Genomic DNA, 21,779 nt, shown 5'->3' with positions numbered 1-21,779 from the left:
AGCTCAACATTAAACAAAATGCATTATGCTAATTCGTTCATATTCAATTAAGTGAATTAGAGTAAAGTATCCTGAAAGAGTAAGTGAAATTGAGATCAGCTATGTTATCAATTAAAGAAAAGCCATGACCAGAAATTACAACTACATTATTGGCGTTTTTGGTATTTGTGGTCTCAGTGCTTGTTCAATTGGGATCCAAAACTATGAGGTGCCAGCAGAACATACTGCCGCAACAATTCGCTTTGTAGCCCCGGCGGCAACGGCATCACGGCGCATACTGTCAGTTGAGGCATTTGATACGCTGCAATGCCCTGTCAATCCGCCACTAACAACCAGTCATAAAAACTACCAAGGCGTACTACTTCATCAGGAAATAAACGATGGCACGCCCATAGTAAGGGAGGTTCAGGTTTCAGCTCAGCTGCCACTCACCTTGACTGCATCCCTGTCTAAACTTTTGGAAGATAGCAGCACTGATATTTGTTATTACCAGTCTCACGCATTTGTTCCAATTGCAAATACCCACTATGAAGTGATTTTTAACTCGGCTTGTGAGATGGAAGTCTATGAATTGCAACCAGTAGCGGAGCCTACTCAAAGCGTCAAGTCGCAGGGTAATACTTCGACAAACCGAATTCCATTAAAGCAGAACTCTTTACTCGAAACCTGCTTTTAAACTGGAAATTAACAGCAAAAAGTGAAGAAACAAAGCCCAACTCTTGGTGCTATTTCTGAAGGTAGTAAAATTTCAGGCGCGATATCCGCGCTATGAGTAAACGATGTTTTATTGTCTACAGTTCAAGCTCTTTGGCCCGATATTGAGGATCAGTCCAACATTTAGGTAGTTCTTCTCCCGATGAAAAAGCCAAATCAGACTTTTTAAATGATTCAGTTACCAAAACTTCATCACCCACCTGATACCTTCCTTGTAGTTCTTCTTCGTATAAACTGAACAACTCACTTAAATACAAAACTTCAACCAAATTACCGCTCGACTTTTCCTTTAATAGCATCTTATCCTCCGGAAAGTAGAATGCGTTCAACCCTCTGTTTTATTCTAACCAGCTTAATTTTTTCACAAAAAGTACAATTGCTTTAAAAGCAATATCGAAGTCAATTTAACCAACAGCGTGGAAGTGCTTCACCCGACATAAACTCTAAATTTGTTTTTGAGAATACTTCTTCATCCTGATCATCTTCACCGATTTGGTACTTTCCGCGTAATGACAGTTTTTCTGGGTCAAACAACTCACCAGTATCAATCACTTCAACTAAGTGACCGCTGTATTTTTCTTTAAGAAACATATTTCCTCCCACCCTCTAACATGCCGTTATTTCGCCTAAAAAACAATATTTATCAGGTTAATATAGAGAGCAGATATAAATCTTCTAATGTTTATAGTTTCTTTAATTAAAAAAAGCAAAATTCCCTATTAAATTAGCCAAATATTTCAATCCATTAAGACAAAATCTTATACAAATCAGCCACCCTGAATTCTGACAATTCCAAAATAAAAATACACAAAATGCTGCATTAGCAATATAAAAATAGAATCACATCCGTTTTAGACTGGTAGGAGCACTAATAATTACCAGATTACACATTAAAAGTTGTATGTGATGTTAAGAAAGGGAAGTTCATTTACGCCTTACCACTATACATTCCACTCTTATTAATGACGCAATCACTAAGCCTAAAAAATTAAAAGGGCAGCCCTAAAGAGGTATTAATCTGATATTTTCGCGAATTTCTGGATTTTGCCTTGCGGACGATGGGTATTGATATTTGGCGAGGATTTATCAGCCAACTTAATTTCTGAGCTCAAAATGTCCGATTTTTATTAGTGATTGTCCGATTTGTGCTATCTGCAAAAACACTATTTAACAGACAATCTACCCAGTTTATCAGCAACCACCTGTAACACCAGGAAAATGGATTAACTCCAGAATTTTAAAGAGGAAATTTTTAATGAGATTAAAAGTAATTTTAGGGATAGCCTGTTTATCACTATCTTCGACGGTTTTCGCGTCCATTCAACCAAAATACGATTTTGAAGAGATCACGAGTGACATCAGTGCGAAAACTAACTACGAGGCCGATATTCCGTTAACACTTGAGTCTGACAAATTCCAATTGCCGACCTTGCTTAACGCTAATAACTTCTCTCAGGGAAACAAACGACTTGTTAGCTTCACATCTGGCACAATTTCTCTACTAGACATACTTGATGGGGACGCAATTAAAATAAAAGAAGAATTCACAACCAGCGAAATTGGTCTGCACAATACCGAAATTGAAGAAGCCAAACTAAGCAGTGACGACAATTCACTTTATTTGCTTGTTTACACCAGAGAGCCTGAGACAGGCAGCCGAAAAATTAACCTGCACCGCTATAACATTAAAGAAAGCGGGCTAGAACTAGCTCAGACGTTGGAAAATGTTATCAGCGGTTACTGGTATCATGGCGCTCAGTTGCATCTTTCAAGTGACTCTAGCCAACTAATAGTGCTAGGTGAAAATAACCAGAGTATGGCTGTATTTAGTGTGAATGCCGAAAACGGCGAACTTAATTTAAGCCATAGCGGAGACAGAGCCACCGACTACTCAGTAATCAATGCATCAATTAACGCCGAACATCAAATACTGGCAATTGTTTATAGCAATTACTATGCGTCTGACCGTAACTGCGTTGAAGCTTATCAGTTAAAAGAGGATGGAACCATTGGGTTAGTTGACTCCATTACCTGTAATAACAGTGAAATATCAAGCCAAATTAGTACTGCACAATATAATGCTAAAACAGGTCATCTTCTCATTTTAGGATATAGTGGATTAACAATCATTGAAATTGATGAATCGGGCAACCTGACACCATTAGTTAATACCACTAAAAATGCAGCGTTTAATAACTTAAGTTCAAGCTTTATCACGCTTAAAGAACACACCCTTAGCTTTACTTCTAGCGGCTATCCACGCACTTTTGAAGTGTTCAGTTACGATGATAACGGTAATTTTAGCCATAAGTCATCCACCGACATTAACGCGCTTACAGGCTCTTATTCGTTTAGATTTGTAAAAGGGCTGGATAGTGATAAATTTCTGGTCAGACTGAGCTACGATCGCGACTACGGCATTATAACACTCAATAATGACTACACCCTCAACTACGCCGGGACAACGAGCATAGAAGAAGAGCATATTACCAAAAAGTTGGGGAATTATTTCGTTCCCGTTGATGAGAATATGTTTTTCACGGCTCATTCGAACTCACTCAACTTGATAAGTACCAGTCAGTCGAAGAAATTTGAGCTGGTTGATGCAATAACGCTCGAAAACAATACTTACTATTACGGCTATTCATCGCATTTCAAACTGGATGATTCAACTTACCTGGTTATTGAGCCTCACCGGTATCTCGTCGTCAACTATGACCAAACGACGCGAAAATTAACTGTTTTGACAGAAGAACAATATACAACATCAAATGATGAAACGCTTTCGATCCTCTCTGCAAATAACAAGCTAGTACTTACATGGATTGACAACAAATACCTGATCGCAAAAACAAATTATGATCGTCTCGCAGTGTTTGAATTGGTAGACTCCACACTTATTTTTAAAGAATATTTAGTAGACCTAGTTGCAGGGTACGAAGGGATTTCTGATACGGTTGATTTTATTTCCCTGGAAGATGAAATTTTTCTGCTGCAAAATAACAGTGACCACTTGTATCAACTATCAATCAACGATGGTGAAATCACACCAGCGGCGGAACCTACACACATTCACGGACTTGGTTCTAACGGAAAAGTAGTAAAAGTTGGTAATAAACAGCTCTATATTCAGGGTGACAATGTCTTCGCATTTGAATTAAACGATGGTCAGCTCGAACTATTGACAATATCACCATTAGCCCGTTCACCAAGTTCAACGATTAACCTGGATGAAAGGCATATACTTTTTTCATATGATACTTACTTCGATGTTTACAAGTTTAATCAAGAGAAAGGCGCACTGACTTTCGCTGATAGAATATCTTTTAGCGACACCAAATTACCGGTAAGCCGAATTAACTTTCAAAATGCGAGTTTCGATGGAAAAAAGATTTGGTATCAATCCAACTATAGCTGGAGTTTAATTGGAAATATCGACTTAAACAGAGCGCCAGTATGGACAAATGATAATGTTCATTCAATTACTTTGAATGAAGGACAACAACAGTCTCATGAATTAGCTGATTTTATTGAAGATCTGGATGGCGACATAGTCAATTTCACTGAGTTGGAACTACCACCCAGTTTATCAATCGGAGAAGAGAAATTTTCGATTGAATTTGACGGCTCAATTGAAACTTTTGATCAAGCCACGATTAACGCAAGCGATAGTGTGTTGGAATCGAAGTTTACGTTTGATCTCAATTATAATTTTGCACCGACACTAAAAGATCCCACGAATACCATTGCTGTGAATGAAAATGCATTAATCACACTCGATATATCGACATTATACGATGACGTTGAAGGTGACTATTTTGTTCTGAGCTTAGGCAGTGAAGCTACTCTCGAAGTCTTATCTAATGGTACTTTGGTTGGGAATTTTAGTAACCATGGAGAAATTGGACTTGAAGTAACTGCAACAGATGAGCGAGGAGCCAACAAAACTGAAACCGTTAATTTCATTGTTAACGGTGCGCCGAAAATATCGGGTTCATCGTCGATAACGGTTACTGTTGATGAACAAGTCAATATCGATTTAAATAGTTTGTTCATTGATCCTGAAAATAATCCAGCAACCTTTTTAGCACAAGGATTGCCCTCGGGATTAAGTCTTTCTACGGGAAGTCTATCAGGGAAAATTTCCGATAGTGGGAGTCACTCGTTTGTCATTACTGCCACAGACAGCGAAGGAGCAGAATCGCATGCCTCGTTTAAAATCACGGTTAGTTCAAAATCTGGTGGAGGTGGTGGTTCTTTGAACTTCTTATTATCCTTTTTACTACTAATGGTTGGTGTGCGTTATTTGAAACGCTAATCAGCCATTTGTATGAAAATCGAAGGTGCCTGTTTTGCAGGCACCATTGCATAAGCAGAAACCAATAGTGATTTCTCTTAATCTATACCTGCTTTATATTCTGATGGCAAGCAGCCAAACTGAGCCTTAAAACATTTACTAAAATAACTCTGCGAAGAAAAGCCAACTTCAAGATAAGCGAAGCTTGCTGGTTTACCCTGTTCTAATAACAATTTTGCTTTCTCTAGTCGAAACCTTCGAATATATTCTGTGGGTGATAAGTCAACAACACTTTTTAATTTCCTGAATAGTTGTCTCTCGCTCATGGCGATTTTTGCCGCCATATCGCCGACCTTTAGCTGACAGTCTGTGTAGTGTTTTTCTAATATCTCATCTAACTTTTGAATAAACTTGTCGGAAAGTTCCTGAGACCGAACAGTCTTACTAGCTGTTTTCGTGCCTTTAGCTTGAAATAGATTTTCCGCAAACCTCTTTTTCAGAATGCTTCTAATATCAAGCAGGTTTTTAACTCGTATGTGCAACTCTTCCACGTCAAACGGTTTGGTTAAATACTCATCCGCATTTTCTTGCCAACCTTTCAAACGACTTTCTTTATCACCTTTGGCTGTTAACAGAATGATGGGAATGTGATTGGATTCTTGGAAGCGCCTCGGTCACCTCATAACCAACTAGTTTTGGCATCACGGCGTCGCTAATAATAATATCGAGAGTCTACTCTTTCGCGACGATAACACCTTGTTCTCCATCCTGGACAATGGAAATTGTTGACTCGACGGTAATTGAACTTCCAGTTATATAATTGCGTTAGAAAATAAGTTAAGAATGAGCTCTTCAAGTGCATCTGATGAAAATTCAAAACGATTGTCTACTGACTCTTTTTGGTGCCTTTTATTGTTTGTGCTAATGGCCTTAAAGTCAGGGTCAGAAATATGTGGAACTCATGGGAGACATTCGCAAATTTCTCAATTTTTCGAGGTAACTATCTCTTTACTTTTTTCCTGGGCTAGCACTTTTGTTCGATAAACAATAAAACTATAAAGACAAAGAATAATTAGTATTGCAACAGTGATCACTATCGCTACAGTCGTAAAAAGAAGTCTGTTTTTGGGTAGCGTTCCTACTCCTGAAACTAGTAGGGTACATTGACAATACGCTGGCAATAGTAAACTACCAAGCAACACCACATTTTTAGCAAACTTCGTCATATTTGCCCAACTACTTATATCATTCAATCACATAACTCACTTAATCAGCTTTTCTAATGGAGTAGTCAAGAAAATTAGACTAATTTAGTAATAGATAAATGAACACTTAAAACTTCGACTCATCGACGTTAAATAAGTGTTATTTTGCTCGGAGAAATACAATGAAACGACTATATTTCCTCACCAAAAATATTGATAGTACCGAATCTATTTCACATGATATCCATGCTGCTGGAATCACAGACTGGGACTTCCATGTGTTAAGCAAAAACGATAAAGGACTCTATCAACGCCACATTCACTCCGCCAACATGCTTCAAAAAACAGATTTTATCCATAGTGCCGAAATAGGAGTATTAAAAGGTACAGCAATAGGACTCACCGTCGCTTTGGTTCTATCGCAGATTCCCATTCATGATAAACAAGTGCCATTTGAAATACTCATTGGAATATTTTTAGCGGGTATTCTGTTTGGTGCGTGGCATGGTGGATTATTCGGTGCACAAAATGAGAACTTTAGACTCAAGCCATTCCACGACAAAATAGAAGAAGGCTATTATCTGATAATGATTGATGTCGCCAAAAAACAAGTCGATGAAATCGTTGAGTTGATGAAGTCTAAACATCCTGAAGCGCGTTACTGCACCAAAGATAGTGTCATGGTCTCTCCATTCGAAAATTCAAAAGAAATAACATTCTAGTTCGTAAAACACACAGTCTAATATTAGCCCTCCAAGTAAAAAGCAGTCGCTTACTTGGGGGCCATATCATCTTAACGAGTTAAACAGGAACCAAAATTTGATCTGATTTTAGTCACATTTGTGCAAAACAACCGGGTTAAATTCAGTCAAGGTTCAGCAAACAGCATTTTTAATGATAGAACGACTAATTGTTTATTATTTAACCCCAATTAGCCAATATTGCGTTAAATAGTCCAATATTTACTAACAAATGTCTGAATATTACTAATTCAAAGACGTTTCTTGTGGGAATATACACTTGGTTTGAATGGACAGATTTAGGGCGTGTTTATCTTTCGTTCTTTGAGATTGTTGCGGCTAAAAGTTTGCTAATCAAGTGGTTCGGCACCCCGACGTGCGGAGCGCAGTTTAGTCATTCTAAATAAGCGACAAACAACGCAGAGTAGTAAAGTTTTAGCCACAACCCGTAGGGCCGAGCCATTTTTTCGTCCAGCGGCGTTAAAAGCTGAACCTGTAGAATGACTACATGGCTCATCTTTTGTCGGGATGCCGCATCACTTGCTGGACAAAAAAATGACTTCGGCAATCTCAAAGAACGAAAGATAAACACGCCCTAGCTTAAAGGAAAATTATGACAAGTAAACGAATAAGCCTGGGCGGCCTGGTGTCTGTTATCAGTTTAACGATAGCGATCATATTATCACTGGCCTTAACGCTCAGCTAAATAAATAGACCTGAGCGCGTTATATTTTTGTGTTCAGTTAAATAACAACGACGAATCTCAAAAAGCTATTTAGTTTAGAGGATGGAATGAACCTTTATAAAATTTTATTTGCCACCGCTATCGGGTGCTGTCAATTCTCCTGCAGCCTGACACCTGCTATCAGCAATAATAAAATTACGCATCAAAGCGAAGAAATGGCAGTGCTAACAGACTATCAACTTAAAGACGGTTTTATCACAATTACCGCTGTGAGTAATGGTTGTACATTTTTTGATAGTTTTCGAGTCGAAATAGAAGATACTGACGAAAACCGCTTAAAAATCGTCAGGGTCAAACCTGATTTATGCCAGATGAAAAGACGTGCGGTAGACCTGCAATACTCCTATAAACACTTAGGCTTAAACCCCAAAAAATCAGTATCTGTCGCAAACAAACTCGACAATTCTGAGGGTTAGCTCTTTATTTCATCACCAAATTTGCAGTATATTGAGGATCTTCATAATCGATAATAATTCTCAATGCTCAAAAATACTCCAAATTCCTATGGGACACTTGGCAAGACCTTTCACTGGTTGAGCGCAGTCATTGTTATCGGCCTGTTTGCGCTTGGCTGGTGGATGGTAGACCTCACTTACTACAGCGAGTGGTATCAAACAGCTCCCTTTTATCATGAAAGTTTCGGAATACTTTTCGCGATATTATTAATATCGCGCTTTATCGTCATATTATCCCAGGGTAAACCTGAGCCTATTGCTTCGCAGGCAATGTGGGAGAAAAGGTCGGCGACCATTGCACACAATCTCCTATATTTATTGATGTTTATTTTGATTATCACCGGCTTTCTGATTTCCACTGCCGACCACCGAGGCATTAATGTTTTCGGGTTGTTTGAAATTCCACCTTTATTTGACGCTTTTGATAACCAGGAAGATATTGCCGGAGATATTCATGAATGGTCAGCTTATGTTTTGATTGCAATCGCCGTTATTCACACATTAGGCGCGCTCAAGCACCATTTTATTGATAAAGATGAAACCCTGAAAAGAATGTTATAGCAAAAAATACACGCATAATTTAATTGAGGAGCTATTGATGAACACCAAATTAATCACGCTAAAGAAGGCTTTGTTTGGCGCGGCCTTACTGACCGTTAGCGCTGCGGCATCCAGCGCCGAGTACATAATTGATAATAAAGGCGCGCACGCGTCAATTAATTTAAAAGTTAAGCACTTGGGCTATTCTTGGCTAACGGGCCGATTTAATGAATTTGAAGGTAAATTCAGCTACGACGCCAAAAATGTATCTGCCTCTAAAATCAAGGTCCACGTTAATACCGGCAGCTTTGATTCCAATCACGCAAAACGAGACAAGCATATAAAAAGCGCTGACTTCCTCGAAGTTTCAAAATTCCCCGAAGCGTCCTTTGTCAGCACTTCGGTTAAAGATTTAGGCGATGGGAAATTAAAAGTCAAAGGAAAAATCACCATCAGAAAGATCACAAAAGAAATCGTGATTAATGCAGAAAAAATTGGTGAAGGCCCAGATCCATGGAATGGTTATCGAGCGGGATTTAGCGGCGAAGCCAAAATAACCATGGCTGACTTCGGCGTACCAATGGATTTAGGACCAGCTTCTGCAGACGTTTACCTGGAATTACATATCGAAGGAATTAAAAAGAAATAAAACTTTAAAAGCGCCTTCTGAAATAACAGTTGGCGCTTTTTTAAGAAAAAGTTTGATTGATTCTGATTAGTTCATGTCATCTATTCACATCACACTATCGAATAACAAGCGCTCGATCATTTTTCTCAGTCGTTAAATCTTTTTCAATAATTTTTTAGCGCGTTTCGCCAAAGTCACATCGTCCTTATTCTTCGAAACTTCCAGCGCCAACTGTCTGGCATCTTCCTTATTTCCCTGCCGCAGATATAAACTCGCTAACCGAAATTTTGCCCAATAGATGCTCGGTAAATCTGAACTGATATCTTTTTCAAGATAACGCCTAAGAGCTTCAATCCCTCGTTGAGTGTACTTTTCACTTAACGCAGCCGTTCTACCAATTTGATACAGAGCACCAGTTAAATAATTCGCTTCGTCCTCATTTTGCTTTTTAACTGCTTTTTCAAAAATCTCCAGCGCTCGCTCATATTGTTTTGCATATTGATAGGCAAAGCCTGCTTTAAGCAATGCCCTTGGAGAGTCTGGAAAATCGTTCATTAGCTGTTGCGCTATTTTTAATTCATCATCGAGCTCTTGCTGCTCTCGATAAATGGCAATTTTACTAATTAGACCTTCCTTAGCATCCACTGCATAGAGTTTATCAGCCATAGCAAGCGCCTTTTCATCGGAACCACCGGCGATTGCAGGTGCATTACTATAAAAACTAATTAAGCCTTTCATGGCTTTTACATGAGACGGATTTATCGCCAAAGCCTTTTTAAAATGCGCTTTTGCATCGGACGCATATCCTGGCGCAGTAAAAATTGAAGCGTTGGCCGCTTGGCGTGCGTTAACCAATCCATACCAGAAATGATAATCAGGATTTTCAGGTAATGCTTCAACCGCTTTCTCCAGGTAATCCTCAGCCGTGTCCAGTTCTTTTTCAATCAAAGCAATTCTACCAAGATAATAATCGGCCTCTATTTTGTCAGAATGAGAACGAAATAACTTTTTCGCCTTTGGATAGTCTTCTTGCTCGAAGGCATCAATTGCCGACGAGGCCCAGGCCGCAGAAGCCGACATAATTGACGCTAATAAAAATGAAATTAACAGAAAGTGTGTACGAACAGTTGGCTTTGACATGTAAAGGAACCTCTTATTTTTGGCTCAAATGAGTGAGTTCTAACAACGGGTAAGCTAATTCAAGCCACTCGAAATTGCTGTTGGTATTTTTTTGTCAGGTAAATAGAACTAACAACACCGATGACTCCCGGCGCTATCCAGGGAATAACCTGTAAGTTACCTGTCAAAATTTCTGAAAATAGGCGACTTCCGCCAAAAGCAAAAAAAGCAGTATAGGCCCCGATACCCGCCCCAAGAATATTTCCCAGATGAGCGATAATCCATTCACGCTGCTTGAGATTTGACTTATAAATATAATGCAACATCCCTATCGAATTTAAGACCGACAATACTGAAAAAATCTGAAGTAATAGCAATTGCTCACTAAATCCAATCCATCCAACGACCAGGCCTACCATACCTAAGAAGATAATTGTCCCAATGTGAAACCGTGTTTTGAGTAATTCTCTCTGCGCTTTAACTTTCAGTACCAGTACGGACTGTTTGACATTGCTAAAAACTAAAATAGACAACATCAGCAAAAAGCCCGCAAAAACTCGATTTTGATACGCCAGGTTATAAGCTTGTTCAATGTCGAGGTTTCTCTCCGGTGCTCTCACACCAATGGGATCAACCAGCACAAATAAAGTCATGAGAACACCACTTATAGACACTGCGTACATGCCGTTAACAAACAACTGCCCAAATCGGCGGTGTTTTTTGTCGCCTTTCTTAGCAAATATTGGCAACCAGAAGACCACTAATGCAATACTTCCAGCGATCACATGAATGTAAAATGCAATTTGATGAATTAACTGAGGCACAAGTTTCTCCTACTATTGTCGGCTACCTGGTTTTAAGAGATCCAGGCTTTAAAGAGTCCAGGTTTTAAAGAACCCAGACTTCAAGGAAGCATGACCTTGAACTGATGACTCATTTTAAGAAAGCATCGTTGTTAATATCAGTGCGAAAAGTCATGAATTAAAACCGTGACTTTTGGCCTATTTCGAAGTTGGAGTATTTTTGCCATAATTTAGCCATGAACAGTCAAACTTGCCCTAAGACTTCAAAAGTCAGTATCAGCCTTGCCGAAGTTGCAGGAATTGCAACCTGGATGGTTGTGTTCGGAATTACCCTCTATTGGCTTTATAACGGGGGCCCGCAAAGACAAGAAAAACTGGGTATTGTTGTTACTTTGTTTTTGATATATCTCGGCTGTTTTCTAGCCATTACCAAAGACAATTTGTTTCCAGATAAAAGCCCTTATTACTATCTTCTTTTGGCGGTGCAGCTGTCAGCTTCACTTTTGATAATCTGGTACATACCTCTCGAATTTTTACCAATACTCACTATTATCTGGGTTGCAATATTGCCGCACTTTTTTAAAATTAGCACAGCTATTGTCATCATGATTCTCACCATTGGTGCATGGTCATCAATATTTGCGTTTCATTGGCAATATAGCTCCGCATTTTTTCAATCTTTACTGTTTTCGACATTCCACTTCTTTGCCATATTAATGGGTTACCATACACAACAGGCGGAAGCTGTGTCTTTAGAATCACAAAGATTGGCAAAAGAATTACAGGCAACACAACATCTACTAGCCGAAGCGTCGAAACAAAATGAGAGAACCCGAATTGCCAGGGACCTGCACGATTTATTAGGACATCACTTAACGGCACTGATTATTAACTTACAGGTTGCAGGACATTTGACCGAAGGAGAAGCGAAAACTAAAATCGATCAATGCTATTCTCTGGCAAAGTTACTACTAAGTGACGTTAGAGACGCAGTGACAACGCTTCGCGAAAATCAAACTCTCGATTTTTCCAAAATGATTCAGTTGATGAGCGATCAAATTCCTAAATTGAAAATTCATTCAAATATCGATACGCACCTTAACCTGGAAGAAATTGAGCTGGCCAAAGCTTTGCTCAACTGTATTCAAGAAGCCATCACTAACAGTTTGCGCCATAGTGGTGCCAGCGAGTTCTGGGTGTCTGTTGAGCGAGATGCGTCGAGCCTGAAATTAGAGTTGTTCGACAACGGTCAAGTTCATGGAGAACTCTCTCCAGGAAATGGTTTAAATGGCATGCGAGAGAGGATTGAAGAATTTAATGGCGAGTTACACTTTGAACGCGTTAAGAATGCGCTCAAAATTGTCGCACATATCCCATTATCAAGTAATTTAGTTGAGGCATAGCGTGACAATTCGCGTTCTATTAGTCGACGATCAAATGTTAGTGAGAGAAGGTATCAAAAGCCTTCTCAACCTTTCAGACAAAGTCAAAGTTGTTGGTGAAGCCCAGGATGGCACTGAAATAATCGATGCCATTCAATCCTGCCAACCACAAGTTATTCTGCTGGATCTCTCGATGCCGAAAATGGATGGTATCGAAACTCTCAATTTATTGAATGAAAAGCAAATTAAAATTCCGACAATTATCTTAACAACATTTGACGATCATGAGTTTATTCTCCGAGGCATTCACGCTGGCGCTAAGGGCTACTTACTAAAAGACGTTTCTTTAGAAACGTTGATCGAAGGAATTGAAGCAGTTCATCAGGGAAAAAGCCTGATGCAACCGGCACTGACAGAGAGGCTAATCCAAGGATTACAAGGTTTCAAGCCAGGCTTTGAGGCACCAGATACTATTGAGTCTCTTTCTCCCAAAGAAATTGAAGTGCTCGGATTAATGGCTAGTGGTTGTTCCAACAAAGAAATTTCCCAAGCACTACACAAGTCTGAGGGAACCATTAAAAACCATGTATCTAATGTACTCGCCAAGCTGGGGGTGCGCGATAGAACCAGAGCAGTTCTTATCGCAATTGAAAAAGGTATTCTTTAATTACGTTGTTTAAGTGACAGCACTACTTAATCAACCACTTTCCACAAATACCAACTGGCAACACTTCGATAGGGTTGCCAACGCTCAGCCAGTGTTGTCATTGCCTGAAGGTCGCAAGCCTCATCACCGAATAAAATTCGCATTCCCCTTTGCAACCCAACATCTAATACAGAAAAAACATCCATTCTACCTAGTGAAAATATCATAAACATCTCTGCTGTCCATTGGCCAACACCTCGCAGTTCAACCAGCTTTTGGGTGACTTCCTCATCACTAGCGTCGACTAACTTTTTAAAATTTAATTTTCGACGTTTAACCGCATCGGCAATACCGAGTACATACTCTGTTTTTCGAGTCGATAAACCACAACCACGCAAATCTTCACTAGATATTTTTAAAAGTTTAGTCGGTCTAAACTGCTTTCCCGCCAGTTTTCTAACCCGACTCTCAATAGTCGCTGCCGCTTTAACCGATAGTTGCTGTGAAATTATTGATGAAATCAAAGTGTCGAAAGGATCCGATTTTTCTACATCAATCACGCACTTGCCATGCTCCTTAACCACCGGACCAAGATAGTCACACTTGAGTAGTTCACGACGGGCTTTATTGAGTGTCTTTGGAGTCATTTCATTTTATCTTCAGCCAATAGATTCGCTTGCAACAAATACTACCTATACAAGTAGTTAACTGTCAAGCCGATCAATCGATATTGCGATGCCCAACCCACAATGTAAAAGATCGTTTGGCATCCTCAAATAATTTGTTTATGGTGTTACAAACATTTGAATTGGCCTTAGTTAAAACAAGACAATCAGCTAATCCCTCGTTCAGGAGAACAATAGTGAAAAACATAATGCTTAGTTTGTTTTTGATAAGCATCTTTTCGTTACAAGCATCAGCAGAAAACATCAGCAAAGAATTATTCAAAGCAATGAATGAGCGACTCAGTTATATGGAAGATGTTGCGCTGTTTAAAGCCAATCACCATCGGCCTATTGAAGATATTGAAAGAGAAAAACTAGTGATAAAAAAGGCCGTTATAACAGCTCGCAGTCTCGGTATTGAAGCAACGCAAATAGAAAATTTTTTTCAAGCTCAAATTGCAGTTGCCAAAGCAATTCAATATCGCTATCGCGCAGATTTACTGTCAAAACCAACCACTCGAAAACCAAAAGACTTACAAAAGTTTGTTCGTCCTGAATTGGTACAGCTAGGCGAGACAATCATCAATAAAATAGCGGCTCGAATAAAAAGTGAAGGCCAGTTCCAACCCACTCAGTTTAGCGAATTCAGCGAGATAATTGATGTAAAGTACGTGAGCCAGTCAGACAAAAGACTGTTATTTGATGCCTTATTAAAAATTAAATTGCAGACCAAAAAATCTGCTGTTCGGTCCAACAGTTAATTTGACGCGCGAGGGAAAAATGTTTCGATTATTATCCTGTTTTATACTACTTTGTTTTTCACTAACCGCAACAGCTAACGATGGCATTGTCAGTGTTGCTAGTTCAAACAGCGTCAAAACTACAGCAGATCGCTTAGAAAAAATTCTGAAAGAAAAAGGCATGACTGTCTTCGCCAGAATTGACCACACCGCTGGCGCGAAAAAAGCCGGTAAGGATTTGCGTCCTACCGAGTTAATTATCTTCGGCAACCCAAAAGTTGGTACTCCGTTAATGCAGTGTCAACAAAAAGTCGCGATTGATCTTCCTCAAAAAGCGTTAATTTGGCGAAATGACTCGGGACAAGTCTGGCTATCTTATAACAATCCCGAGTATCTAATTGAACGTCATCAGATTAAGGGGTGTGAAGAAGTTATTAAAAAAATAACCGGCGCGTTGGACAAATTTGCCAAAACTGCAACATCCAAAAAATAGATCAGGTGGTGCAATTCACCACCTGCTAAAACTTTTAGTTGCGGCCGGCCATCACGCCGCCATCTACATCCCATATCGCGCCAGTAACCCAGCTTGATTGATCGCTGAGTAAAAAGTCGATGGTAGCGGCAATATCTTTTGGTGTACCGATCCGACCAATTGGATGAAATTCATTAAAAGTGGCCAGTGTCTCATCGATTTCTTCAGGGTTAATGAAAGCACCATAAATAGGAGTTTTTACAACCGCAGGAGAGACAGCATTCACGCGAATATTTTGCTCTGCAAGTTCCATAGCCATATGCTGTGTTAACGCATGTAGACCGGCTTTTGCCATCGAATAAGCTGATGATGGAGTCGCCTTGATTGCTTGCTTGGCCCACATGGATCCAATATGAACAATTGAGCCTCCGCCATTAGCGACCATATTCGCAGCGACAGCTTGCGAGATAAAAAAGCCAGCACGATTTAAGTCAGCATAAGCGTCATAATCACTATACTGGTGTTCCAAAAATGCCGTCGGCTTAAAATATCCGGCGGCGTTAACCAGATATTTAATATGTCTGTTTTGGCTATTAATGTGCTCAATAATTCGTTTCACATCGTCAGCATTATATAAATTTGCTTGCACTGTATTGACCGGAGTCGCTCCAGACAATGATTGCTTGGCAGCATCAAGTTTCGATCTGGAATTGCCAATAATCGTTGTTTCGATACCTCGTTCGAGCAGTCGCTCAGCCGTCGCAAAACCCATTCCGCTGGAACCACCTACCACTAGCGCTGTTGGTTGATTTTGAATATCCATAGTTCACCTCTCAAGTTGAATAAAATAGTAGTTAACTAACGAGTAGCTAGCTAAAATGTAGATTCAGCATATCCAAGACGGTAGCCTATTGAAAAGTAGGTACAAAATAGTACGGTAGGTACTTTCAGGTATAAATTAATGAAAAATCAGGAAAAAATATTTCGGAAAAAATCTGCGCCCGAAAGAAGTGCTCGTATGGTGGAAACCATTTATGGTTGTAAATGGTCTCTTACCGTCTATCAATTGTTAGCTAATGATATTAATCGGCCAGGGGAAATGGTACGAAGTGTTGAGGGGTTAACCACCAAAGTGCTGAATGAATGTCTGAGAAAAAATACGCAGTTTGGTATTTTGGAACGGGTTTCCTACAACGAAGTGCCGCCCAGAGTGGAGTATAAAGTAACCCCGTTTGGCACTCGGTTTATTCGCATTCTTGATGAACTCGAAAAGTTGCAGGAAGAAATTATAGAGTTAACTTAAAATCAGGAAATTCAATCACAGATATTGATTTCAAAAAATTGAATCGTTTCCAAAACAATTAACTCACACCAATAATTTCTCCGTCCTCTAACAGTTCAACTTTTGTCGCTGCAGGCTCTTTCGGCAGCCCGGGCATACGCATGATTTTTCCCGTCAACACAACCAAAAATCCAGCGCCCGCATTCACTTGAATATTTCTCACTGTAACCTGAAAATCACGTGGCCGACCGTGCAACAAGGGGTCATCTGATAAAGAACTTGGCGCTTTGGCAATGCAGATCGGTAACCCAGTGAGCTTAAGATGTTCCACATGATGCAAATCAACTTCCGCCTCTTTGGTAAACGCCACATCGCGAGCACCATACATTGCTTTGCAAACTTTTTTAATCTTATCGACGACGCTATCGCGTAATTCATACAGGGGCTTGAACGGCCTATTTTGTTCAACGGCTATTTTTACTTTTTCAGCCAGTTCAATCGCACCTTCGCCGCCCTTGGTAAAATGGTTGCTTTCGGCGAATAAAATACCTTTCGCTTCAACATGATCGCGGATAATGGCAATTTCTTCATCACTGTCGTCGGCAAAACGGTTAAGTGCAACCACAGGCGTTTTGTTAAACAATTGAACACTTTCGATGTGTTTGTCCAGATTTTCGAGACCAGCCTTAACAAACTCTGTGTTTACCGTGGTTAAATGTTGTCTATCCATTCCTCCGTGCATTTTTAGCGCCCGAACAGTAGTGACTAATACAACTGCAGCAGGATCGAGTTCGGCCAGACGACACTTAATATCAAAGAACTTTTCAGCGCCTAAATCAAATCCAAACCCAGCTTCAGTAATTGCCCACTCTGCATGATGCATTGCCATTTTTGTGGCTAGAACACTATTGCACCCATGGGCAATATTCGCGAAAGGTCCACCATGAATAAAAGTCGGCGTTCCTTCTAACGACTGCACCAGATTAGGGTGCAGGGCATCGCGAAGTAACGCCAATAAAGCGCCGGTAATACCGAGTGCTTTAACAAAAACGGGTTCGTCGGTATAGCTATATCCAATCAGAGTGTTATCCAATCGGTTTTCCAGATCTTCAAAGTCTTTCGCCAAACACAAAATAGCCATCACTTCCGACGCGGCAGTAATATCAAAACCACCTTCCCTGGGAATTCCCTGCATTTTTCCGCCAAGTCCAAGAACAATTTTCCGTAAACTACGGTCATTCATATCCATCACTCGGCGCCATACAATCTGACGTGGATCGATATTCAACGCGTTGCCATGATAAATATGGTTATCGATAGAAGCCGAGATCAAATTGTTAGCAGAAGTAATCGCGTGAAAGTCGCCAGTGAAATGTAAGTTGATTCGATCAACCGGCACAACTTGAGAGTAACCGCCACCGGTGGCGCCGCCTTTCATTCCCAGACAAGGGCCTAGTGATGGTTCTCTTAGCGCTAAACAGACAGAATCTCCCAACCGGGTAAATGCCTGGCCCAGGCCAATGGTGGTTGTCGTTTTTCCTTCGCCTGCAGGTGTTGGCGTCGTTGCAGAAACTAAAATCAGTTTGCCACTATTCTGCTTAGTTGCCTGTTTGAGTGCATCAGCATGGATTTTGGTTATTTCTGACCCATAGGGCATTATGTATTGTTCATCGATTCCCAAACTTTTGGCAACTTCAACGATAGGTTTAGGTTTGAATTGCTTAACAATTTCTGCATCATTCAGCATTAGCTTTTTCCTTTTCATCAGTTTGGCTTGAACTGTCGGGAAACAAATTGTTCTGATCTTGCCTGGAGGTTGATTGACTTTCCACGTCTTGAGAATTTCGACCAGGTCGAAACTGGTACAGTGTATTAATCACAGAGCCAACGACCACAACAATCGCTCCGCCAATAAAAATTTGCTGTAACCTGACAGGCTCAATCAAATTGGAAAAATAAAAATACACTATCAGTGCCGCGATCAAGATCGCAAAGCCTACGCAATAACAGACAATTGCCGCTTTTGGAATTTTGTTGATTACAATGTGCATATTATGTCTGGACTCAAATTATGTCTGAGCTCAAATTATTTCTGAACTCTAGGTTTGCTCGAATTCTCCGAGAGAAAAGACTATTCCATTGGAGGTGAGTTGTACATGACTTGTGTCATTCGTTTCATCAATATCAGCTTCCGCAATCAATCGATAATAGCACTGACGACTAATTCCAGCATAAAGATTGCGGCGAATGAGGATTGAAGGAAGCCACTGTTCTTTAAACAGGCTCAACTTGAGTTGTCCGCTTGCCATTAAATCGACTTGATTGTCGCAGTTATCAAAAAATCGAAAAATCTTTTTATTATTTTCGTCAATCACCTCAAAATCAACAATAACAAATGGTAACCATTCGACCTGGATTGATAATTTTTCCACCGGTGTCACCAAAAAATAGTCATCACCTTCTTTTTTAATCACACGGGAAAATAACAACTGAATTTTGCGTCGTGTTAACGGTGTCCCACCATAAAGCCAACTACCATCAGACTTGATAATGAGTTCAAGCTCTCCGCAATACTCCGGATCCCACTTTTCAACTGGCGGTATAGGCGAATCACCAATTGATTTGATGAGCGATTCAGCAGAGACAGCTTGTCTGGAATTTGATTTCGTCTGATTCGGTCTGTTGGAAGACATTGCTACCCACGACCTTTGCGGATCCAATACTGGTAGGGAATTTCGCCCGTTTTTGCTTCAAGTAACTCGTGATCCATAAACTCGCAAAAATTGGGGACGTCTCTTTTAGTTGCCGGGTCATCGGCAACAATCAATAATACCTCTCCGGCTTGCATTGTACGAATCGACTTACGGATCATCATAATTGGCTCCGGGCAACGTAATCCTTCTGCTTCAAGGATGACATCAGGCTGAATGCTCATACTACTCACTATCTATGTTCTTTCTAGATTACTACTACAGTTTCTAATGACAATTACAATCTCTAATAACGACTACAAGTTCTAAAAACAAAAGCGTCGACTAACCCGTATCGGAATTAATAGTTTTACGCTTTATTAGCGTTTTATTCGCTTTGACCTCGGGATCGACTGGATTGATTTGGCTTCTTTCCTCGATAGTTACTTTTACCAGGTCCATTTTTATGATGACCTTTGCCCCGTCCTCCTCTATGAGCTGGTCGCTCCATACTGGCCGAGGGTTTGATATTTGCCAACAAGTCAGGAGACACATCTGCAGTCGGAATGGCACTTTCAATGTAACGCTCGATAGCTGGCAAATTAAAGGCATTATCTTCGCCGGCAAAAGAAATCGCGTCTCCCTCTGCGCCAGCTCTGGCAGTTCTGCCGATTCTGTGAACATAATCTTCCGCGTCATCAGGCAGATCGTAATTAAACACGTGAGTCACTCCGTCAATATGCAACCCTCTTGCAGCCACATCGGTAGCGATCAACACTTCTATTTTTCCTTGCTTTAAATCTTCGAGTAATCGAATTCTTCTTTTCTGCTGTACGTCACCGGTTAACAAACCAGCTTTAATATCATTGCCTTTAAGACACAACCAGACCTTCTCCGCCTGACGCCTGGTATTAGTGAAGATCATTGCTTTCTCAGGCTGGTACTTTTGCATCAATCCGACCAATAGCGGTAACTTTTCATGATTAGCAGGATAATAAAGTAGCTGACGAACTCTGTCAGCGGTGACTTGCTCTGCTTCAACATGAATGTGTTGCGGTGAGTTCATATGTTCATAAGCGAGTTCTTTAACTCGATGAGACAAAGTCGCAGAAAACAACATGTTCAGACGCTCAGTGGGCTTGGGCATTTTACGAAAAAGATAACGAATATCATTGATAAAACCCAAATCGAACATACGATCGGCTTCATCAAGAACCACACAGTCTAAGGCATAAAAGTTATATACGCGTTGCTTGAAGTAGTCGATCAATCGACCTGCGGTGCCAATCAGTACATCACACCCTTGCTCAATTGCTTTGCGCTGCTTATCGTAATCCGCGCCGCCAAACACAACGCACATCTTCAGATCAGTATATTTAGAGAGTTTCTTGGCATCTTCAAATATTTGAATCACTAATTCTCGGGTCGGCGCAATTATAAAGGCTCTGGGTTCATTAATTTCTCGTCCTTCAACCTCAGGTAAAGTCAGTAATTCATTCAAAATTGCGAGTAAAAAGGCATTAGTTTTGCCGGTTCCGGTCTGTGCCTGCCCAGCCACATCCTGCGAATTAAGTAATAATGGCAAGGCCTGAGCCTGGATTGGCGTCGCAAATTGATAACCAAGTGAATCAAGGGCCTTTAATAAGTCTGGATGAAGCCCCATATTACGAAATGCAGTTGTGGATAAATGGGTAACCATAGTAGCAATTGTTCCTGATAATTTGTTTGGATTTTGCGATCTCTGGTTGCAACTTGCACCAACTGACTGCAGAATAGACCAAAATAGTCATATTAGATTAATGCCGCATAATAGCATTTACTGTGAATGCGGGCGAATAGTGTTTTTTAGGAGAAGAGAATTCATGAGCAGTGATAAGATTGTTCAATTAACCGATGACAGCTTTGACGCTGAAGTATTACAGTCAGATATTCCGGTATTAGTCGATTTTTGGGCAGAGTGGTGTGGTCCATGCAAAATGATAGCGCCGATTCTCGACCAGCTTGCTGATGAGTATGATGGTAAAGTAAAAATCGGAAAGCTCAATATCGATACAAATCAGGCTACAGCGCCACAGTATGGCGTCAAGGGTATCCCTACTCTTATCCTGGTTAAAAATGGCGTCGTCGAAGCTCAGCAAATTGGCGCAGCCAGCAAATCACAGTTAGCGGCGTTTTTAGATAGCAATATTTAATGAATTTTTAGAGCACTTTCCCAAGCCATATTTCCTGGCTAACAGGGTAAGAGCCACTTATCACTGTGCGAACCAGGTAACTGTCGCACAGTGATAAAATCGATTAGACGCTTATCGCGTAGAGGGATGATAAATCGATAGGTCGAATAGAATTCAGTAAAATGTTGGACAATTTTTTATTTTAGTGCTACTTTTCAATTGACAGCTCGTTTCAGAGTCTCCTGGCTCCTAAAATAAGTCTGTTTCTAGAATGAACTTCTAATTTGTCGTTATTCCTCTGCAATCAAATAAGATTAATAATAAGTTCGCTATTCGGGCGTAACCCCATTTAATTTGCAGTTGGTTTGATGTCGAAACACCATATATTCAATAAAACGGGTAATTTAATCTACGTAAATTTTGAACTCATTTAGACCGAAGACTAAATTTACGGACTCAACTTCTACTTTTCCACTCTATAAATA

The 21,779-nt window shown here is 40.2% G+C and carries 24 protein-coding genes; 12 read left to right on the top strand and 12 right to left on the bottom strand.

Annotated features, from left to right (window positions below):
* Positions 1 to 124: 124 nt before the first annotated feature.
* Positions 125 to 676 (top strand): hypothetical protein, encoded by a 552-nt coding sequence (locus FLL46_RS03785; protein ID WP_142892111.1) that lies wholly within the window; start codon positions 125 to 127, stop codon positions 674 to 676.
* Positions 677 to 791: 115 nt separating this feature from the next.
* On the opposite strand, the gene FLL46_RS03780 is transcribed toward FLL46_RS03785, so the two are convergent.
* Together FLL46_RS03780 and FLL46_RS03775 are read right to left on the bottom strand one after the other, a co-directional pair.
* Positions 792 to 1,013 (bottom strand): acetyltransferase, encoded by a 222-nt coding sequence (locus tag FLL46_RS03780; RefSeq protein ID WP_142892110.1) that lies wholly within the window; start codon positions 1,011 to 1,013, stop codon positions 792 to 794.
* 100 nt (positions 1,014 to 1,113) lie between these two features.
* A complete protein-coding gene (locus FLL46_RS03775; RefSeq protein WP_142892109.1) occupies positions 1,114 to 1,305 on the bottom strand; it encodes an acetyltransferase in 192 nt (63 codons plus the stop codon).
* Between the two features lie 664 nt (positions 1,306 to 1,969).
* On the opposite strand from FLL46_RS03775, the gene FLL46_RS03770 reads away from it, so the two are divergent.
* Complete coding sequence (locus FLL46_RS03770) at positions 1,970 to 5,032, top strand: putative Ig domain-containing protein (RefSeq protein WP_142892108.1); 3,063 nt, start codon at positions 1,970 to 1,972, stop codon at positions 5,030 to 5,032.
* Between the two features lie 77 nt (positions 5,033 to 5,109).
* Here FLL46_RS03770 and FLL46_RS03765 read toward each other — a convergent pair whose 3' ends face one another.
* A complete protein-coding gene (locus FLL46_RS03765; RefSeq protein WP_281281940.1) occupies positions 5,110 to 5,658 on the bottom strand; it encodes a response regulator transcription factor in 549 nt (182 codons plus the stop codon).
* 740 nt (positions 5,659 to 6,398) lie between these two features.
* Between FLL46_RS03765 and FLL46_RS03760 the strand changes: the two genes are divergently transcribed.
* From FLL46_RS03760 to FLL46_RS03745, 4 genes are all read left to right on the top strand, one after another.
* The gene (locus FLL46_RS03760; RefSeq protein ID WP_142892106.1) at positions 6,399 to 6,938 is read left to right on the top strand and encodes a hypothetical protein; all 540 of its coding nucleotides are present in this window, start codon (positions 6,399 to 6,401) and stop codon (positions 6,936 to 6,938) included.
* An 810-nt stretch (positions 6,939 to 7,748) separates the two neighbouring features.
* On the top strand, positions 7,749 to 8,117 hold the full coding sequence (locus tag FLL46_RS03755) for a hypothetical protein (protein ID WP_142892105.1): 369 nt from the start codon (positions 7,749 to 7,751) through the stop codon (positions 8,115 to 8,117).
* Between the two features lie 63 nt (positions 8,118 to 8,180).
* Positions 8,181 to 8,717, top strand: a complete 537-nt coding sequence (locus FLL46_RS03750; RefSeq protein ID WP_142892104.1) for a cytochrome b — start codon at positions 8,181 to 8,183, stop codon at positions 8,715 to 8,717.
* 37 nt (positions 8,718 to 8,754) lie between these two features.
* Entirely contained in the window at positions 8,755 to 9,345 is a 591-nt protein-coding gene (locus tag FLL46_RS03745; RefSeq protein WP_142892103.1) for a YceI family protein, read from the top strand.
* Positions 9,346 to 9,477: 132 nt separating this feature from the next.
* On the opposite strand, the gene FLL46_RS03740 is transcribed toward FLL46_RS03745, so the two are convergent.
* Both FLL46_RS03740 and FLL46_RS03735 read right to left on the bottom strand, forming a co-directional pair.
* Entirely contained in the window at positions 9,478 to 10,464 is a 987-nt protein-coding gene (locus FLL46_RS03740) for a tetratricopeptide repeat protein (RefSeq protein WP_142892102.1), read from the bottom strand.
* Between the two features lie 59 nt (positions 10,465 to 10,523).
* Positions 10,524 to 11,267, bottom strand: a complete 744-nt coding sequence (locus FLL46_RS03735) for a DUF2306 domain-containing protein (protein ID WP_142892101.1) — start codon at positions 11,265 to 11,267, stop codon at positions 10,524 to 10,526.
* A 215-nt stretch (positions 11,268 to 11,482) separates the two neighbouring features.
* On the opposite strand from FLL46_RS03735, the gene FLL46_RS03730 reads away from it, so the two are divergent.
* Both FLL46_RS03730 and FLL46_RS03725 read left to right on the top strand, forming a co-directional pair.
* Positions 11,483 to 12,649, top strand: a complete 1,167-nt coding sequence (locus tag FLL46_RS03730) for a sensor histidine kinase (protein ID WP_142892100.1) — start codon at positions 11,483 to 11,485, stop codon at positions 12,647 to 12,649.
* A gap of 1 nt (position 12,650) precedes the next feature.
* Complete coding sequence (locus tag FLL46_RS03725; protein ID WP_142892099.1) at positions 12,651 to 13,295, top strand: response regulator; 645 nt, start codon at positions 12,651 to 12,653, stop codon at positions 13,293 to 13,295.
* Between the two features lie 26 nt (positions 13,296 to 13,321).
* Here FLL46_RS03725 and FLL46_RS03720 read toward each other — a convergent pair whose 3' ends face one another.
* Positions 13,322 to 13,921 (bottom strand): DNA-3-methyladenine glycosylase family protein, encoded by a 600-nt coding sequence (locus FLL46_RS03720; protein ID WP_142892098.1) that lies wholly within the window; start codon positions 13,919 to 13,921, stop codon positions 13,322 to 13,324.
* A 215-nt stretch (positions 13,922 to 14,136) separates the two neighbouring features.
* Here FLL46_RS03720 and FLL46_RS03715 point away from each other — a divergent pair, with 215 nt between their 5' ends.
* Entirely contained in the window at positions 14,137 to 14,700 is a 564-nt protein-coding gene (locus FLL46_RS03715; RefSeq protein ID WP_168204034.1) for a chorismate mutase, read from the top strand.
* A gap of 19 nt (positions 14,701 to 14,719) precedes the next feature.
* On the top strand, positions 14,720 to 15,172 hold the full coding sequence (locus tag FLL46_RS03710) for a DUF302 domain-containing protein (RefSeq protein ID WP_142892096.1): 453 nt from the start codon (positions 14,720 to 14,722) through the stop codon (positions 15,170 to 15,172).
* Between the two features lie 34 nt (positions 15,173 to 15,206).
* On the opposite strand, the gene FLL46_RS03705 is transcribed toward FLL46_RS03710, so the two are convergent.
* Positions 15,207 to 15,974: an SDR family NAD(P)-dependent oxidoreductase gene (locus FLL46_RS03705; protein ID WP_142892095.1), complete on the bottom strand. Its 768-nt coding sequence runs from the start codon at positions 15,972 to 15,974 to the stop codon at positions 15,207 to 15,209.
* A gap of 138 nt (positions 15,975 to 16,112) precedes the next feature.
* On the opposite strand from FLL46_RS03705, the gene FLL46_RS03700 reads away from it, so the two are divergent.
* Positions 16,113 to 16,454 (top strand): winged helix-turn-helix transcriptional regulator, encoded by a 342-nt coding sequence (locus tag FLL46_RS03700; protein ID WP_142892094.1) that lies wholly within the window; start codon positions 16,113 to 16,115, stop codon positions 16,452 to 16,454.
* Between the two features lie 58 nt (positions 16,455 to 16,512).
* Here FLL46_RS03700 and FLL46_RS03695 read toward each other — a convergent pair whose 3' ends face one another.
* The 5 genes from FLL46_RS03695 to rhlB all read right to left on the bottom strand — a co-directional run bounded on the left by FLL46_RS03695 (position 16,513) and on the right by rhlB (position 20,822).
* Entirely contained in the window at positions 16,513 to 18,180 is a 1,668-nt protein-coding gene (locus tag FLL46_RS03695; RefSeq protein ID WP_142892093.1) for a formate--tetrahydrofolate ligase, read from the bottom strand.
* Positions 18,170 to 18,484, bottom strand: a complete 315-nt coding sequence (locus tag FLL46_RS03690) for a hypothetical protein (protein WP_142892092.1) — start codon at positions 18,482 to 18,484, stop codon at positions 18,170 to 18,172. The genes FLL46_RS03695 and FLL46_RS03690 overlap by 11 nt, the downstream gene beginning before the upstream one ends.
* Positions 18,485 to 18,532: 48 nt before the next feature.
* Entirely contained in the window at positions 18,533 to 19,126 is a 594-nt protein-coding gene (locus FLL46_RS03685; protein WP_142892091.1) for a DUF1285 domain-containing protein, read from the bottom strand.
* A gap of 2 nt (positions 19,127 to 19,128) precedes the next feature.
* A complete protein-coding gene (tusA, locus tag FLL46_RS03680; protein ID WP_142892574.1) occupies positions 19,129 to 19,368 on the bottom strand; it encodes a sulfurtransferase TusA in 240 nt (79 codons plus the stop codon).
* A gap of 143 nt (positions 19,369 to 19,511) precedes the next feature.
* Positions 19,512 to 20,822 carry an ATP-dependent RNA helicase RhlB gene (gene rhlB / locus FLL46_RS03675; protein ID WP_142892090.1) on the bottom strand — a complete coding sequence of 437 codons (1,311 nt, stop codon included), beginning with the start codon at positions 20,820 to 20,822 and terminating at the stop codon, positions 19,512 to 19,514.
* A gap of 163 nt (positions 20,823 to 20,985) precedes the next feature.
* Here rhlB and trxA point away from each other — a divergent pair, with 163 nt between their 5' ends.
* A complete protein-coding gene (gene trxA / locus FLL46_RS03670; RefSeq protein ID WP_142892089.1) occupies positions 20,986 to 21,315 on the top strand; it encodes a thioredoxin TrxA in 330 nt (109 codons plus the stop codon).
* The last annotated feature ends 464 nt before the right edge of the window (positions 21,316 to 21,779 follow it).

Source organism: Aliikangiella coralliicola (genome assembly GCF_007004725.1).
GTDB classification, from domain to species: Bacteria; Pseudomonadota; Gammaproteobacteria; order Enterobacterales; family Kangiellaceae; genus Aliikangiella; species Aliikangiella coralliicola.
The sequence above is the reverse complement of the archived record's forward strand: the minus strand, read 5'-3'. Positions and strand labels throughout refer to the sequence as shown.